The organism is Vibrio sp. 5S239 (genome assembly GCF_041439575.1).
Classification (GTDB): Bacteria; Pseudomonadota; Gammaproteobacteria; order Enterobacterales; family Vibrionaceae; genus Vibrio; species Vibrio kanaloae.
The window spans coordinates 11,092-27,478 of the sequence record NZ_JBGOOM010000008.1; the positions used below are offsets into that span (position 1 = coordinate 11,092).

Annotated in this window: 11 protein-coding genes; 7 read left to right on the forward strand and 4 right to left on the reverse strand. The window is 45.1% G+C overall.

Annotated features, from left to right (window positions below; all coding sequences use genetic code 11):
- The first annotated feature begins 64 nt into the window (after positions 1-64).
- Together rpoB and rpoC are read left to right on the forward strand one after the other, a co-directional pair.
- A complete protein-coding gene (rpoB, locus tag ACED48_RS08525) occupies positions 65-4,093 on the forward strand; it encodes a DNA-directed RNA polymerase subunit beta (protein WP_017055915.1) in 4,029 nt (1,342 codons plus the stop codon).
- Positions 4,094-4,184: 91 nt separating this feature from the next.
- Positions 4,185-8,387 carry a DNA-directed RNA polymerase subunit beta' gene (rpoC, locus tag ACED48_RS08530; protein ID WP_017055914.1) on the forward strand — a complete coding sequence of 1,401 codons (4,203 nt, stop codon included), beginning with the start codon at positions 4,185-4,187 and terminating at the stop codon, positions 8,385-8,387.
- 322 nt (positions 8,388-8,709) lie between these two features.
- Here rpoC and ACED48_RS08535 read toward each other — a convergent pair whose 3' ends face one another.
- Complete coding sequence (locus ACED48_RS08535; protein WP_032547880.1) at positions 8,710-9,207, reverse strand: Rsd/AlgQ family anti-sigma factor; 498 nt, start codon at positions 9,205-9,207, stop codon at positions 8,710-8,712.
- A 164-nt stretch (positions 9,208-9,371) separates the two neighbouring features.
- Between ACED48_RS08535 and nudC the strand changes: the two genes are divergently transcribed.
- Positions 9,372-10,178, forward strand: coding sequence for an NAD(+) diphosphatase (nudC, locus tag ACED48_RS08540; RefSeq protein ID WP_017055912.1), 807 nt, complete (start codon positions 9,372-9,374; stop codon positions 10,176-10,178).
- Positions 10,179-10,477: 299 nt separating this feature from the next.
- On the forward strand, positions 10,478-11,545 hold the full coding sequence (hemE, locus tag ACED48_RS08545; RefSeq protein ID WP_017055911.1) for a uroporphyrinogen decarboxylase: 1,068 nt from the start codon (positions 10,478-10,480) through the stop codon (positions 11,543-11,545).
- 104 nt (positions 11,546-11,649) lie between these two features.
- Here hemE and ACED48_RS08550 read toward each other — a convergent pair whose 3' ends face one another.
- Together ACED48_RS08550 and ACED48_RS08555 are read right to left on the reverse strand one after the other, a co-directional pair.
- Complete coding sequence (locus tag ACED48_RS08550; RefSeq protein ID WP_017055910.1) at positions 11,650-12,243, reverse strand: uracil-DNA glycosylase family protein; 594 nt, start codon at positions 12,241-12,243, stop codon at positions 11,650-11,652.
- Positions 12,243-13,169 (reverse strand): D-2-hydroxyacid dehydrogenase, encoded by a 927-nt coding sequence (locus tag ACED48_RS08555; RefSeq protein ID WP_017055909.1) that lies wholly within the window; start codon positions 13,167-13,169, stop codon positions 12,243-12,245. Before ACED48_RS08555 ends, ACED48_RS08550 begins: the two co-directional genes overlap by 1 nt.
- Before the next feature lie 71 nt (positions 13,170-13,240).
- On the opposite strand from ACED48_RS08555, the gene ACED48_RS08560 reads away from it, so the two are divergent.
- Positions 13,241-13,828 (forward strand): YjaG family protein, encoded by a 588-nt coding sequence (locus ACED48_RS08560; RefSeq protein ID WP_017055908.1) that lies wholly within the window; start codon positions 13,241-13,243, stop codon positions 13,826-13,828.
- Between the two features lie 80 nt (positions 13,829-13,908).
- Here ACED48_RS08560 and ACED48_RS08565 read toward each other — a convergent pair whose 3' ends face one another.
- Entirely contained in the window at positions 13,909-15,057 is a 1,149-nt protein-coding gene (locus ACED48_RS08565) for a CNNM domain-containing protein (RefSeq protein ID WP_017055907.1), read from the reverse strand.
- A gap of 270 nt (positions 15,058-15,327) precedes the next feature.
- Between ACED48_RS08565 and hupA the strand changes: the two genes are divergently transcribed.
- A complete protein-coding gene (gene hupA, locus ACED48_RS08570; protein WP_004729753.1) occupies positions 15,328-15,600 on the forward strand; it encodes a nucleoid-associated protein HU-alpha in 273 nt (90 codons plus the stop codon).
- Between the two features lie 47 nt (positions 15,601-15,647).
- Positions 15,648-16,346: a DUF1481 domain-containing protein gene (locus ACED48_RS08575; protein WP_017055906.1), complete on the forward strand. Its 699-nt coding sequence runs from the start codon at positions 15,648-15,650 to the stop codon at positions 16,344-16,346.
- Positions 16,347-16,387: the final 41 nt, after the last annotated feature.

Below are 16,387 nucleotides of genomic sequence, written 5' to 3' on the forward strand. Positions count from 1 at the left end.
CACCACCCCCTCTGAAGAGTGTTTTGGGTGGTTTGGGTCACTTATCAGCGAGCTGAGGAACCCCATGGTTTACTCTTATACCGAGAAAAAGCGCATCCGTAAGGATTTTGGTACTCGTCCACAAGTTTTGGACATTCCATACCTACTATCGATCCAGCTTGATTCTTTCGACAAATTCATCGAACAGGATCCTGAAGGTCAATACGGTCTTGAAGCTGCTTTCCGTTCTGTATTTCCAATTCAGAGCTACAACGGCAATTCTGAGCTGCAATACGTTAGCTACCGTCTTGGTGAGCCAGTTTTTGACGTTAAAGAATGTCAAATCCGCGGTGTTACTTACTCAAAGCCACTACGCGTAAAACTACGTTTAGTTATCTTTGATCGAGACGCACCAGCAGGTACTGTAAAAGACATTAAAGAACAAGAAGTCTACATGGGCGAAATTCCGCTTATGACAGACAATGGTACTTTCGTAATTAATGGTACCGAGAGGGTTATCGTATCCCAGCTGCACCGAAGCCCAGGCGTGTTCTTCGACAGTGATAAGGGTAAGACTCACTCATCAGGTAAAGTTCTTTATAACGCACGTGTAATTCCTTACCGTGGCTCATGGTTAGACTTTGAGTTCGATCCTAAGGATAACTTATTCGTACGTATCGACCGTCGTCGTAAACTACCAGCATCGATTATTCTTCGTGCACTTGGTAAATCGACTGAAGAGATCCTTGATCTGTTCTTCGACAAAGTGAACTTCGAAGTTAAAGACCAAACTCTTCTTATGGAGTTGGTTCCTGATCGTCTACGTGGTGAAACTGCGTCATTCGACATCGAAGCAAACGGCAAAACTTACGTTGAGACTGGTCGTCGTGTTACTGCTCGCCATATCCGTCAACTTGAAAAAGATGGCGTTGAGCACATCGAAGTACCAGTAGAGTACATCGTTGGTAAAGTTGCATCTAAAGATTACATCAATGAAGCAACTGGCGAGATCATCGTTGGCGCGAACCAAGAGATTAGCCTAGAAGCACTTGCTAACCTGTCTCAAGCAGGCCACAAGGCTCTACAAACTCTGTTCACGAATGACCTAGATCACGGTCCATTCATGTCGGACACTCTACGTGCCGATAGCACAGTAGATCGCATCTCTGCATTGGTAGAAATCTACCGCATGATGCGTCCTGGCGAGCCACCAACGAAAGAAGCTGCAGAATCATTGTTCGAAAGCCTATTCTTCTCTGAAGATCGTTACGACCTATCAACTGTAGGCCGTATGAAGTTCAACAGCTCTATCGAGCGTGAAGAAGAAGAAGAGCGCGGTACTCTGGATGAATCAGACATCATCGAAGTGATGAAGAAACTGATTGGTATCCGTAACGGTATTGGTGAAGTGGACGACATCGACCACCTTGGCAACCGTCGTATCCGTTCTGTTGGTGAAATGGCAGAAAACCAATTCCGTGTTGGTCTAGTTCGTGTAGAACGTGCCGTAAAAGAGCGCCTAAGCCTTGGTGACCTTGACGCAATCATGCCTCAAGACCTTATCAACGCTAAGCCTATCTCTGCTGCAGTGAAAGAATTCTTTGGCTCTTCACAGCTTTCACAGTTCATGGACCAAAACAACCCATTGTCAGAAGTTACGCACAAGCGTCGTATCTCTGCTTTAGGTCCCGGTGGTCTTACTCGTGAGCGCGCAGGCTTCGAAGTACGTGACGTTCACGTAACTCACTACGGTCGTCTATGTCCGATCGAAACGCCTGAAGGTCCAAACATCGGTCTAATTAACTCGCTATCTGCGTTTGCACGTTGTAACGATTACGGTTTCCTAGAAACTCCGTACCGTCGTGTTGTGGATGGTGTAGTAACAGAAGAAGTTGATTACCTGTCTGCAATCCAGGAAGGTCAATTCGTAATCGCGCAGGCAAACACTGTTCTTACAGAAGAAGGTACGTTTGCAGATGAGCTAATCACAGCTCGTCAAAAAGGTGAATCAGGTCTTCACCCTCGTGATCACGTTGACTACATGGACGTTGCGACAAACCAAGTAGTATCTATCGCTGCTTCGCTTATCCCGTTCCTAGAACACGATGATGCGAACCGTGCATTGATGGGTGCGAACATGCAACGTCAAGCAGTACCAACACTTAAGGCTGATAAGCCTCTAGTCGGTACTGGTATTGAACGTAACATCGCCGTTGACTCTGGTGTTACAGCGGTTGCTAAGCGTGGTGGTCAAGTTCAGTCTGTAGACGCTTCTCGTATCGTAGTTAAGGTTAACGAAGATGAATTGGTACCTGGCGAAGCTGGTATCGATATCTACAACCTAACTAAGTACACGCGTTCGAACCAAAATACATGTATTAACCAACGTCCAACTGTACTTCCTGGCGAACCAGTTGCACGAGGCGACGTGCTTGCTGATGGTCCTTCAACTGACCTTGGTGAACTCGCTCTTGGCCAAAACATGCGTATCGCGTTCATGCCTTGGAACGGTTACAACTTCGAAGACTCGATCTTAGTATCTGAGCGCGTAGTTCAAGAAGACCGTTTCACGACAATCCACATTCAAGAACTATCTTGTGTGGCTCGTGATACTAAGCTGGGCTCTGAAGAGATCACAGCTGATATTCCAAACGTAGGTGAGTCTGCTCTGTCTAAACTAGACGAGTCAGGTATCGTTTACATTGGTGCTGAAGTTAAGGGTGGCGACATCCTAGTTGGTAAAGTAACCCCTAAAGGTGAAACTCAACTGACTCCTGAAGAGAAGCTACTACGTGCGATCTTTGGTGAGAAAGCATCTGATGTTAAAGATACTTCGCTACGTGTACCAAACTCTGTTTCAGGTACTATCATCGATGTACAAGTCTTCACTCGCGATGGCGTAGAGAAAGACAAGCGTGCACTTGAAATCGAACAGATGCAGCTTAAAGAAGCTAAGAAAGACCTAACTGAAGAGTTCCAAATTCTTGAGGGTGGCCTTCTTAACCGTGTTAAAGCTGTACTTCTGTCTGGTGGTTACTCTGAAGCTAAGCTTGATACTATCGGTCGTAAGCAATGGTTAGAGCAAGTTCTAGAAGACGACGCGCTACAAACACAGCTTGAGCAACTTGCTGAGCAGTGGGATGAGCTAAAAGCTGACTTCGATAAGAAGTTTGAAACTAAGCGTCGTAAAATCACTCAAGGTGATGATCTAGCGCCTGGCGTTCTTAAGATTGTTAAAGTTTACCTAGCGGTTAAACGTCGTATCCAGCCTGGTGATAAGATGGCCGGTCGTCACGGTAACAAAGGTGTAATCTCTAAGATTAACCCTGTTGAAGACATGCCATACGATGAGAAAGGCCAGCCTGTAGACATCGTACTTAACCCGCTGGGTGTACCATCGCGTATGAACATCGGTCAGATCCTAGAAGTACACTTAGGTTTGGCTGCGAAAGGTATCGGTGACAAGATCAACCAAATGGTTAAGGAACAACAAGAACTGCATAAGTTCCGTGAGTTCCTACAGAAGGTTTATGATCTTGGTGAGACTCGTCAGAAAGTTGATATTGCAGAATTGTCTGATGATCAAGTTCGTACACTGATTAAGAACCTACGTGGCGGTCTACCGATTGCTACTCCTGTGTTCGACGGTGCTTCTGAGCCTCTAATCAAAGAACTACTTAAACTGGGTGATCTGCCAGAATCTGGTCAGCTTAAACTGTTTGATGGTCGTACTGGTGATTCGTTTGAGCGTCCTGTAACTGTTGGTTACATGTACATGCTGAAACTAAACCACTTGGTTGATGACAAGATGCATGCTCGTTCGACGGGTTCTTACAGCCTAGTAACTCAGCAACCACTTGGTGGTAAAGCTCAGTTCGGTGGTCAGCGTTTCGGTGAGATGGAAGTATGGGCACTAGAAGCATACGGTGCTGCATATACTCTACAAGAAATGCTAACAGTTAAGTCAGATGACGTTAACGGCCGTACTAAGATGTATAAGAACATCGTAGACGGTAACCATAGCATGGAACCTGGTATGCCTGAGTCGTTCAACGTACTGTTGAAAGAGATTCGCTCGCTAGGTATCAACATCGAGCTAGAAGACGAAGAGTAATCCCTCCTCTTTTTAAAAGAAGATAGGATTATTTGGTAAAAGGGAGCTTGCTACAGCAGTGAGCTCCTTTAACTCCTTACAGGAGCTGAATGTGAAAGACTTATTAAACTTTCTAAAAGCACAGCATAAGACCGAAGAATTTGATGCAATCAAAATCGGTCTATCTTCACCAGACATGATTCGTTCATGGTCTTTTGGTGAAGTTAAAAAGCCGGAAACAATTAACTATCGTACGTTCAAACCTGAACGTGATGGTCTGTTCTGTGCACGTATTTTTGGTCCAGTTAAAGACTATGAATGTCTTTGTGGCAAATACAAGCGCCTGAAGCACCGTGGTGTTATCTGTGAGAAGTGTGGCGTTGAAGTTACACAAACTAAAGTTCGTCGTGACCGAATGGGCCACATCGAGCTAGCTTCACCAGTGGCTCACATCTGGTTCCTTAAATCACTACCGTCTCGTATCGGTTTGTTGATGGATATCCCTCTACGTGATATCGAGCGTGTTCTTTACTTCGAAATGTACGTAGTAACTGAACCAGGTATGACTGATCTAGAAAAATCTCAGATGCTTACTGAAGAAGAGTATCTGGATCGCCTAGAAGAATGGGGTGACGAATTCACTGCTAAGATGGGTGCTGAAGCGATCAAAGATCTGCTTTCAACAATGGACCTTCATCAAGAAGTGGAAGAAATGCGTGAAGAGTTAGAAACAACTAACTCAGAAACTAAGCGTAAGAAAGTTACTAAGCGTTTGAAGCTAGTGGAAGCGTTTATTGCATCGGGTAACGATCCGCAATGGATGATCCTAACTGTTCTTCCGGTACTTCCGCCAGATCTACGTCCTCTAGTACCTCTAGATGGCGGTCGTTTTGCGACTTCAGATCTGAACGACCTTTATCGTCGTGTGATCAACCGTAACAACCGTTTGAAGCGCCTTCTAGAGCTAGCGGCTCCAGACATCATCGTACGTAACGAAAAGCGTATGTTGCAAGAGTCTGTTGATGCCCTTCTAGATAACGGTCGTCGTGGTCGTGCAATTACAGGTTCGAACAAGCGCCCTCTGAAATCTCTTGCTGATATGATCAAGGGTAAACAAGGTCGTTTCCGTCAAAACCTTCTAGGTAAACGTGTAGACTACTCTGGCCGTTCTGTAATCACAGTAGGTCCATACCTTCGTCTACATCAGTGTGGTCTTCCTAAGAAGATGGCGCTAGAGCTATTTAAGCCGTTCATCTACAGCAAGCTAGAAACTCGTGGCATGGCTACGACTATCAAAGCAGCTAAGAAGATGGTAGAGCGTGAAGAAGCTATCGTTTGGGATATCCTAGATGAAGTTATCCGTGAACACCCAGTACTGCTTAACCGTGCACCTACACTTCACCGTCTAGGTATCCAAGCGTTTGAACCAGTACTAATCGAAGGTAAAGCGATTCAGCTTCACCCACTTGTGTGTGCGGCATACAACGCCGACTTCGATGGTGACCAAATGGCGGTACACGTGCCTCTAACTTTAGAAGCACAGCTTGAAGCACGTACACTGATGATGTCGACGAATAACATTCTGTCGCCAGCGTCAGGTGATCCGATCATCGTACCTTCTCAGGACGTTGTATTGGGTCTTTACTACATGACTCGTGAAAAGATCAATGTGAAAGGCGAAGGTATGTACCTTGCTGGCCCTGAAGAGGCTGAGAAGGCATACCGTACTAAGAGTGCAGAGCTACACGCTCGCGTTAAAGTTCGTATCACTGAGACCGTAGTAGACGAAGATGGTAACAGCACTACTGAAACGAAGATGGTTGATACAACTGTCGGCCGTGCAATGCTATGGCAAATCGTTCCAGCTGGCCTACCGTACAGCATTGTTAACCAAAAGTTAGGTAAGAAGCAAATTTCTACCCTTCTTAACGAAGCGTACCGTAAGCTTGGTCTTAAAGACACAGTCGTATTCGCTGACCAAATCATGTACGCAGGTTTTGCATACGCGGCACTTTCTGGTGTTTCTGTAGGTATCGACGATATGGTTGTACCTCAAGCGAAATACGACGAAATTGAATCTGCTGAAGAAGAAGTTCGTGAAATCCAAGAGCAATTCCAATCTGGTCTTGTTACTGCGGGTGAGCGTTACAACAAAGTTATCGATATCTGGGCGTCTACGAACGACCGTGTTGCGAAAGCAATGATGGATAACCTTTCTTCTGAAACAGTTATTAACCGTGACGGCGAAGAAGAACAGCAAGAATCGTTCAACAGCATCTACATGATGGCCGACTCGGGCGCACGTGGTTCTGCAGCTCAGATTCGTCAGCTAGCGGGTATGCGTGGTCTGATGGCGCGTCCAGATGGTTCAATCATCGAAACGCCGATCACTGCGAACTTTAAAGAAGGTCTAAACGTCCTTCAGTACTTTATCTCAACGCACGGTGCTCGTAAGGGGCTTGCGGATACAGCACTGAAAACAGCAAACTCGGGTTACCTAACTCGTCGTCTAGTAGACGTTGCTCAAGACGTTGTAGTACACGAACATGACTGTGGTACGCAAGAAGGTATCGACATGATGCCTCACATCGAAGGTGGTGACGTTAAAGTTGCACTTTCTGAGCTTGCTCTAGGTCGTGTAGTTGCTGAAGACGTTCTTAAGCCTGGTACTGACGATGTACTGATTCCACGTAATACTCTGATTGATGAGAAGTGGTGTCAAATCATGGAAGACAACTCAGTAGATAGCATGAAAGTGCGCTCTGTAGTTACCTGTGATGCAGACTTCGGTTGTTGTGCGCAGTGTTACGGCCGTGACTTAGCACGTGGTCACCTAGTGAACCAAGGTGAAGCAGTTGGTGTTATCGCTGCACAATCTATCGGTGAACCGGGTACACAGTTAACGATGCGTACGTTCCACATCGGTGGTGCAGCATCTACTGCAGCAGCAGAGAACAGCATCCAAGCTAAAACTACGGGTACTGTGAAGCTTCACAACGCTAAGTTCGTAATCAACAAAGATAAGAAGCTAGTCATTACTTCTCGTGCATCTGAGATGACGATTATTGATGAGTTCGGTCGTACTAAAGAGAAGCATAAACTTCCTTACGGTTCGATTCTGAGCAAAGCAGATAACGACGCAGTGGAAGCTGGCGAAGTTGTCGCTAACTGGGAAGCTCACACCATGCCAATCATCACTGAAGTGGCAGGTCGCATCCAGTTCGTTGATATGATCGATGGCGTAACCGTTTCTCGTCAAACAGATGATCTGACTGGTCTTTCTTCAAGTGAAGTGACAGACACAGCAGCTCGTCCAGCAGCAGGTAAAGATATGCGTCCAGCAATCAAACTTGTTGACGAGCAAGGTAACGATGTAATGATCCCTGGTACTGATATGCCAGCTCACTACTTCTTGCCTGGTAAAGCGATTGTAAACATTGAAGACGGCGCTGAAGTTGGCATTGGTGACACACTATCTCGTATCCCTCAAAAATCGAGCGGAAACAAAGATATCACCGGTGGTCTACCACGCGTAGCAGACCTATTCGAAGCTCGTAAGCCTAAAGAGCCTGCGATTCTTGCTGAGCACACAGGTACTGTGTCTTTCGGTAAAGAAACGAAAGGTAAACGTCGTCTAGTAATCACTCGTGAAGGCGGTGAAGCTTACGAAGAGATGATTCCTAAGCATCGTCAATTGAACGTGTTCGAAGGTGAGAAGATTGAACGTGGTGATGTAATCGCCGACGGTCCTGAAACTCCACACGATATTCTGCGTCTACGTGGTATCCACGCTGTGACTCAGTACATCGCGAACGAAGTTCAAGAAGTTTACCGCTTACAAGGCGTTAAGATTAACGATAAGCACATTGAAACTATCGTTCGTCAAATGCTACGTAAGTGTACAATCACTCATTCTGGTGACTCTCAGTTCCTACCTGGCGAACAAGTTGAGTATCACAATGTTAAGATTGCTAACCGTAAGCTAGAAGCTGAAGGTAAAGAACTAGTACGTTTCGAACGTGATCTACTAGGTATTACTAAAGCATCTCTTGCAACTGAGTCATTTATCTCAGCGGCATCGTTCCAAGAAACGACTCGCGTACTAACAGAAGCTGCGGTTTCTGGTAAGCGTGATGACCTTCGCGGTCTGAAAGAGAACGTAATTGTTGGTCGTCTGATCCCAGCTGGTACTGGTTTCGCATACCACCAAGAGCGTCAAGCTAAGCGTGAAGAAGAGCAAGACGGTCCTTCAGCTGAACAAGCTACTGACAATCTAGCAGCACTTCTAAATGCTGGTTTCTCTTCAGAAGAGTAAGCTCTACGAGTTGTCTCTAAGAGATAAGAAAAAGGCACCTTCGGGTGCCTTTTTTGTATCTGGCGCATTGGTATTTAGCGATAGGAATAAAACAATAAACTGGCTTGGCTTATTTGGTTAATGGACTTGGACATGAGTAGGCTCTGAGCTCTGTTCTTTCAAGCTAACAGGTTGGCTATTAGTGTTGAGCCTGATTTGGCCTATAACCTATACCATCGTTAAAGATTAAAGTAAGAACGAGTAGGTTCTGGTGGATAGTTTGGATTAGCCATAGGCAAAACAAAAAGCTTGCACAGGGGCAAGCTTATAAAGCGTTATAACATTAAGCTCCTGGCGGAACCGCTAGGCTGTCGGCAATTTGCTGTATTAGTTGATCTTCAACTTCAAACCTCACCTCAAGGGTTTCACCAATGAGTGATAAATCACTATCCAAACTTTCTAATGCATCATCAGCATCAATGGCGGCGTACTTATCGGTAAAGTTGAGTAGAGGATCTGTGGTAAGAACGATATGACCATAAGATTGGTTAATCTCGTCTGTTGCTTTGAAGCCTGTAGCCTGCCACTTGTCCATCACCATGTCATAAATTTTGAAATGACCTTCGGAAATGTAATCAACTAGGTGTTGGCTGAATTTTTGAAGCTCTTCAGGAGAGGGTAGTTCTGTTACAGCAGTTGTTTTTGATGATGAAGGCTGTAGAGCGGCAAGCTTACAATACTCAACGATTAGAGACTGTCGAGTGTCGAGCCAATGATCGATGACCTCATTAGAGCCACCCCATTGTTCTTGTACTTTTTTAAATTTATTTAGCATGACCATGTCCTCATGATCTGATCACAACCTTGTGATCAAGTAATTGCCTAAGCAGGGTCCATTTATTGGTATCTACTTAAAGTAATAGCTTGAATTATTATTTGCTACCACTCTAGTATGAAATTAGATTGCCAGTAAAATGAACGAACTGCAAGCAATGAGGGATAGGGATGTTAAAAAGTGATAACAAAATGACAGAGTCAGCTTATTGGTGCGTCGTTTCAGCTAGTGATATTTGGGTTAGTAATGATCAGTTTCCTTACGGTTCTGCTGACGAATTAGGACTGAATGCTGAGTACGCTATCTGTATTGGTCATCACCAAGGGCATAAGGTCTATTGGCTCAATGACTGTGATGTTGAGATCGAACTCGTCATGGTAAACCTAAGAGAGTTACTTCACTGGCCTGAATCTAGTTTCCTCATGGCAAGCAAAGCCATCCAGTATGGGCACATGACTCAGAGTATGCGTTTTTGTCCACAGTGCGGCGGTCGTAATCACCTTAATCACAATCAGGTAGCGATGCAGTGCGGTGATTGTCGGGCGCTTCATTATCCTCGTATCTTCCCGTGCATCATTGTCGCTGTGCGAAACGACAACAAGATACTGTTGGCGCAGCATCCTAGACATAAAACAGGGATGTATACTGTGATAGCGGGCTTCCTAGAGGTTGGAGAAACCTTAGAGCAGTGCGTGGCAAGAGAAGTCAAAGAAGAGACAGGGATCGATGTCAGTAATATTCGTTACTTTGGCAGCCAGCCATGGGCGTTTCCATCGAGTATGATGATGGGCTTTCTCGCTGATTACGCTGGTGGTACGCTTAAGCCTGACTACAGCGAGCTCTCAGATGCTCAATGGTTTGATGTTGCAAGCCTGCCTGATGTGGCTCCAGTGGGAACGATTGCGAGACAATTGATTGAAAAAACAGCCGATGGCGTGATAAAAGGCGAGGTGATTGAGCAGGTGCTCGAGCACTAAAAAGCCTGTGAAAGTATTAGGCCTATAGGTGGCTAAAAGCTAAAAAAAACCCTCCACAAGTGGAGGGGGTAAGTAAGATGTCGTTATGAGATGCTGAGTAGTAGTTACTCAGATATTATAATTGTAATTTTCGCTAGCAAACAAATTTTTAACATGGTCCTTTAATTGGGTGCAAATTAAGCATTGATTTAAAAGTTAATAACTTGATCTAGGTTGCAAAGCACACAGCTTTTACCCTTCAATCAGTGTTAGAATACTGGCCATCAAAACTAGACAAGATTGAATTGGAATTTAACGGAATGACCGAATTAAAAAACGATCGCTATTTACGCGCACTTTTAAAACAGCCTGTTGATTGCACACCAGTGTGGATGATGCGCCAAGCTGGCCGCTATCTTCCAGAGTACAAAGCAACGCGTGCAGAAGCAGGCGACTTCATGTCTTTGTGTAAAAACGCAGAGCTCGCATCAGAAGTAACCCTTCAACCTTTGCGTCGCTTCCCGCTTGATGCAGCAATCTTGTTCTCAGACATCCTAACTATCCCTGATGCAATGGGATTAGGTTTGTACTTTGAAACAGGTGAAGGTCCTAAGTTTGAGCGCCCTATCACGTGTAAAGCTGACGTAGAGAAGATTGGACTACCTGATCCAGAAGGCGAGCTTCAATACGTAATGAATGCCGTTCGTCAGATCCGTAAAGACCTGAAAGGCGAAGTGCCACTGATTGGTTTCTCTGGTAGTCCATGGACACTAGCGACATATATGGTTGAAGGCAGCAGCTCGAAGGCGTTCACCAAGATCAAGAAGATGATGTATGCCGAACCACAGACTTTGCACCTGCTTCTAGACAAGCTGGCTGACAGTGTTATCGAATATCTGAACGCGCAAATTAAAGCGGGTGCTCAATCGGTAATGGTATTTGATACATGGGGTGGTGTTCTGACTCCTCGTGACTACAACCTATTCTCGCTGCAGTACATGCACAAAATCGTTGATGGCCTAATCCGTGAAAACGAAGGCCGCCGTGTACCGGTTACTCTGTTCACTAAGAACGGTGGCATGTGGCTTGAATCTATTGCAGCAACTGGTTGTGATGCTGTAGGCCTAGACTGGACAATCAACATCGCAGACGCGAAAGCTCGCATCGGCGACAAAGTGGCACTGCAAGGTAACATGGACCCTTCTATGCTTTACGCTCAACCAGAACGTATCCGTGAAGAAGTAGGTAGCATTCTTGAAGGCTTTGGCGACGGTGGTACGGGTCATGTATTTAACCTAGGCCACGGTATTCACTTAGATGTGCCGCCAGAAAACGCTGGTGTGTTCGTTGACGCTGTTCACGAACTGTCTAAGCCTTACCACAAGTAATTCTGAGATAAGATGATTGAAAGCGCTGTTGGGAAACCAACGGCGCTTTTTTATTGCCTGCGATTGGCATTTGAGCACGGTTTAATCTCGTGATGTGCAGTTACTTAGGCATTTGGATCATGGTAGGTCAAATGCTCAGAGATGTGTTTCCTGATATAAGGAATGACTTCATTTTCAAACCAAGGGTTCTTCTTGAGCCAGATATTATTGCGTGGCGAAGGGTGGGGTAATGGCAAAAACTCAGGCGCCCACCTTTGCCAATCACGCACGGTTTCGGTCAATGTGCTGGTGGTTTTGTTTGTTAGGTAATGGTTTTGTGCGTACTGGCCAATCAGCAGTGTCATTTGAATATTGGGTAGAGATTGCAGCACTTTGTTGTGCCAAAGCCCCGCGCACTCTTTGCGTGGTGGGAGATCGCCACTTTTCCCTTTCCCCGGATAACAAAACCCCATAGGCACAATCGCGACTTTTTGCTCGTCGTAAAAAGTATCGCTATCTACCCCTAACCATTCTCTTAGTCGTTCACCACTGGCGTCATTCCAAGGTATCGACGACTCATGCACCTTAATCCCCGGCGCTTGACCTATGATCAACAAGCGCGCGTTTGGATGCTCTTGAATCACCGGGTTGGCACCATGTGATAGGTGAGGTTCACAAGCTCGGCATTGTCGAATCTCTTTAAGTAATGAAGAGGACATCAGTAACCTTTATCAAAATCGATGACATGATTAAGTGTAAAGCCATCTCGCCACTGTTTGTAATTCTCTGCGAAGATCTCGACCACTTGTCTTGGTTCACTGAGTGCAGCGATGTGTGGCGTAATCGTCACTTGCGGTAGCTTCCAGAAAGGGTGCTCCTCAGAGAGGGGCTCACTTTCAAACACATCTAAAAATGCGTGCTCTACCCATCTATTTTTTATGGCGGTCAACAAGGCTTTGTTGTCTAGACTCTCTCCACGACCGACATTAAACAGCAGCACATTTGAGCAGTAACTTAATGTGGTTTGGTTCAACAACTGATAGGTTTCGGTTGTTGATGGCAAGGTGTTGACCACAATATCGGCCTGCTTAAGGGCTGCCTCTATTTCATTGATGTGGAAAGTCTCTTTAAAGGTCTCTTGCTTTGATGGGATACCGGTACGGTTGACACCTATGGTATGAATACCAAAAGCCGCCGCGGTTTTTGCCAAATGACTGCCGATTGAACCTGTTCCTAAAATCACCATAGTTTTGTCAGTTAGGCTAGTATAAAGCTGTGGTTGCCAGTTTCGTTGTTGTTGATGCTGGTGGTAATGAGGGAAATGTCTACAGTGACTGATTGTGTAACCCAACACGTATTCTGCGATAGCCGGGCCAAAGATGCCTTTGACGTTGGTTAGCGTATAGTCCTGACGCAGATCTGGCTGAGTGAGTCTATTGATGCCAGCATAGGTACTCTGTATCCAGTCTAGCTCTTTAAACTCGCCAAGGCGCTCTGTGATTAGAGGTGGTGATGCCAAGACAATCTGTGCTGATTCGGGGCTTTGAGTGATTTCTAGGTCGGGTAAATCCTGGTTTTGAATCAGTTGCGTATAGGTATTGTCATGCTCTGTAAGAATATAGAGCTTATTCGTAAAATTGTTCATCGGCCTACCTTTTCCATCCTAGGTTTATCAAGTACACTTTCGCTGTCTTTTTCTGCAATTATTGAGTGACTATGCTTCAGAATCCACTGCAGGTTCGTCTTGAAAAGTTAGAACCTTGGCAACAAATTACCTTTATGGCGTGTCTATGTGAGCGTATGTACCCTAACTATGCCATGTTTTGTGAGAATACAGAATTTGCGGAAGCTCGAATCTATCGTGATGTTTTGGATAGCATTTGGGAAATCTTAACGGTTAAAACGGCAAAGGTGAACTTTGAACGCCAACTAGAGAAAGTCGAAGAACTGTTTCCTAGCGCAGATGATTTTGATTTCTATGGTGTTTACCCTGCAATGGATGCATGCCAAGGCTTAGCAACGCTAATTCATGGCTTACTTGATCGTGAACATATGCTTGAAGCTGTGATTAAAGTGAGCCAACAGTCAGTAAAGACAGTTGCTGAGCTTGAGTTTGCGCAGGGCGCTGAAGAAGTGACGAACGAAAATCAGAAAGAAAACGAAGCGGTGTGTGAAGAGTGGGACGTGCAATGGGCCATCTTCAGACCTCTACGTGAAACGACTGAGCGTGACCTAGAGCTTATCAAAGATTTACGCCACGAACTGCGTGAAGACCCAGTGAGTAACATTGGTGTGGCGTTATAATTCGTTATCGTTCGAAAGTACGAATAAAAACAAAGGCTCCCTAAGGAGCCTTTGTTGTCTCTGACGATCTCAAATTTAGATTAAGCGTCTTTTTTTTCTTCTTTCTGTGCTTTGCAATCATCCGCTGGCTTTGAATGTGAGGTATCGTTGTCGGCAAGAGCTTCTTCTAGCTCTTCTTCCTCATCGCGGTTTTCGATAACACCGTGTGTCTCTTTCCACTTTTCCCAACGTTGAAACGCCAATTCTTGCATATCGGTAGTTTTATCCGCTTCGTCAACGATCTCTTCACCGACTAAATGCTCAAAGATGTCTTCTAGGGTAATGATGCCCTGAATCGTACCGTATTCATCAACAACCAAAGACAGTTGCAAACGGTTTGCCATCATTTGCTCAAATGCCTTCGCTAAGCCCATATTGTTCAGTAATACATGGATAGGGCGCATCACATCACCTAGTGCTTTTTCACCACAACCGGTTTGCTGTAGCTTAAACAGTTCCAAGCGGTGAACAAAACCAATGATGTTGTCGCTCTGCTCGCTATAGACCAGAGGACGTGAGAATGGTGTGTCTTTATGTTGTTCTAAGAACGTATTCACATTCATTTCTGCATCGACACGGAACACGACTGGGCGTGGTGTCATCACTTGAGTCACGGGTACATCTTGAATGCCTAGTAGGTTACTTAGAATTTTTGATTCGCCTTCAGCAAATTCACCACTTTCTGTTGCTAAAATAGCCATTGCAGATAGCTCGTCACGCATTTTGGGCGCCTGATGGCCGCGAGCAAGGCGCTTCGTGATCTGCTCAGAAAACCATACAAACGGTGTTAGGAAGAATACCATCCAGCGAAGCACGGTTGATGATGCAGGAGCAAGTTGGCGCCAGTAGGTTGCCCCAATGGTTTTTGGAACAATCTCAGACAAAACCAAAATACCCAAAGTGAGGACGGCAGAGAATACCCCCAACCATTGGCTACCAAAAACAACCGCTGCTTGTGCACCTGCTGTCGCAGCTCCGATAGTGTGTGCAATGGTGTTAAGTGTTAAAATTGACGCGAGTGGACGGTCTATGTCTGTTTTCAGTTTGTCTAATGACTTTGCTGCAGGGTGCCCATTTTGTTTTAGTTGAGCAATGTAGCTCGGACTAATACTCAAAAGTACAGCTTCCAAAACAGAACAAATGAAAGAAACTCCAATAGCAATGGAGACGTAAATAGTTAGCAGCAGCATGTTTGCCCTTAAATTAAATTGTACGCTTTGTCAGCGATTCAGCGTGGATTATAGATAAAAAGTAGTGGTTAGGTCATCATTAATTTCGCGCTCAGCCCCTTTTAAACAAGGGCTTACTCAATAAAATCAGTAACAAATTGTGAGTTATTACTCATATTATGGCTAAAACTGCGGCATTAGAGCTAAAGATCGACGACAAACCTTTGCCAGATGGGGCATTTATGTTTTAGAGTGAATTGAATTCAAAAATACAAAGAAGGGAAACCTAAAATGAACAAGACTCAATTAATCGACTTTATTGCTGAAAAAGCGGACCTTTCTAAAGCACAAGCTAAAGCTGCTCTAGAAGCGACTCTTGGTGGTGTTACAGATGCGCTTAAAGATGGCGATCAAGTTCAGCTAATTGGTTTTGGTACTTTTAAAGTAAACCACCGCGCAGCTCGCACTGGTCGTAACCCAAAAACTGGTGATGAGATCCAAATCGCTGCTGCAAATGTTCCAGCATTTGTTGCAGGTAAAGCGCTGAAAGATTCAGTGAAATAATCTAAACTGTACCGAGGTAGTCGTATTCCACCTCGGTACAGGTTTTTATGAAAAAAGCATTTCTTCTCGTTTCACTGTTATCTACATTTCTCATTGGCTGTTCTTCAACCAGTCCTCGCAAAAACCTAGAGCAATTTGAAACCTACACCGGCGGCCAAGTGATGGGCGACGCGACAAGTTTCTACTGGGTCACCAACAAGCTAACACAACCTCATACTTCAGCTGACTACGTCACTGTGGGCGATTATGGCTGGTACCAAACTGACTATGCTTGGTCGGAAGGAGTACTACGTGAGTTCATTCGTGAGGGCGAACTGCGTAATTCATCGAATGAACTTATTCCTTATCGTGTCCATGTACGTTTCAATAAGTCAGGCGAAGCCGTGTATCAACAGTATCGTCTTAACAACAAGATCTTACCTATTCAAACTAAGCAACTGGAGGGCTACCAGAAAGAAGCCAAGTCGGCTCTAGAAACCACAATGAAACAATATGACGAAGGGTTTCGATTGATTCAGGGATACTGGAATGGCAGCTCTTTCGAAACATGCTCTGGCGGTGAGTTTGAGACCTTTGAGTTTAACCAGACTTTGCCAAATTTTGTGATTGACCGATTGGCGTCTGTGGAAAGTTATGCGGCATTTCTGGGCAGTGACTCGCTCGATAAAATGACGGTTGAAGAGTTATTGATGCTGGCTGAAGATAGCCATGATTGTGTTGTTAGGCCATCATTGTTGAAAGAATAGCGAGCAATCAAAGGATTGAGAGTGTTTGGTCTACTGTAGGC

Excerpts from the sequence above, each read along its gene's own strand:
- rpoB (WP_017055915.1), top strand. The coding sequence starts at position 65 with ATGGTTTACTCTTATACCGAGAAAAAGCGCATCCGTAAGGATTTTGGT.
- ACED48_RS08535 (WP_032547880.1), bottom strand. The coding sequence starts at position 9,207 with ATGGTCATGCTAAATAAATTTAAAAAAGTACAAGAACAATGGGGTGGC.
- nudC (WP_017055912.1), top strand. The coding sequence starts at position 9,372 with ATGTTAAAAAGTGATAACAAAATGACAGAGTCAGCTTATTGGTGCGTC.
- hemE (WP_017055911.1), top strand. The coding sequence starts at position 10,478 with ATGACCGAATTAAAAAACGATCGCTATTTACGCGCACTTTTAAAACAG.
- ACED48_RS08550 (WP_017055910.1), bottom strand. The coding sequence starts at position 12,243 with ATGTCCTCTTCATTACTTAAAGAGATTCGACAATGCCGAGCTTGTGAA.
- ACED48_RS08555 (WP_017055909.1), bottom strand. The coding sequence starts at position 13,169 with ATGAACAATTTTACGAATAAGCTCTATATTCTTACAGAGCATGACAAT.
- ACED48_RS08560 (WP_017055908.1), top strand. The coding sequence starts at position 13,241 with ATGCTTCAGAATCCACTGCAGGTTCGTCTTGAAAAGTTAGAACCTTGG.
- ACED48_RS08565 (WP_017055907.1), bottom strand. The coding sequence starts at position 15,057 with ATGCTGCTGCTAACTATTTACGTCTCCATTGCTATTGGAGTTTCTTTC.
- hupA (WP_004729753.1), top strand. The coding sequence starts at position 15,328 with ATGAACAAGACTCAATTAATCGACTTTATTGCTGAAAAAGCGGACCTT.
- ACED48_RS08575 (WP_017055906.1), top strand. The coding sequence starts at position 15,648 with ATGAAAAAAGCATTTCTTCTCGTTTCACTGTTATCTACATTTCTCATT.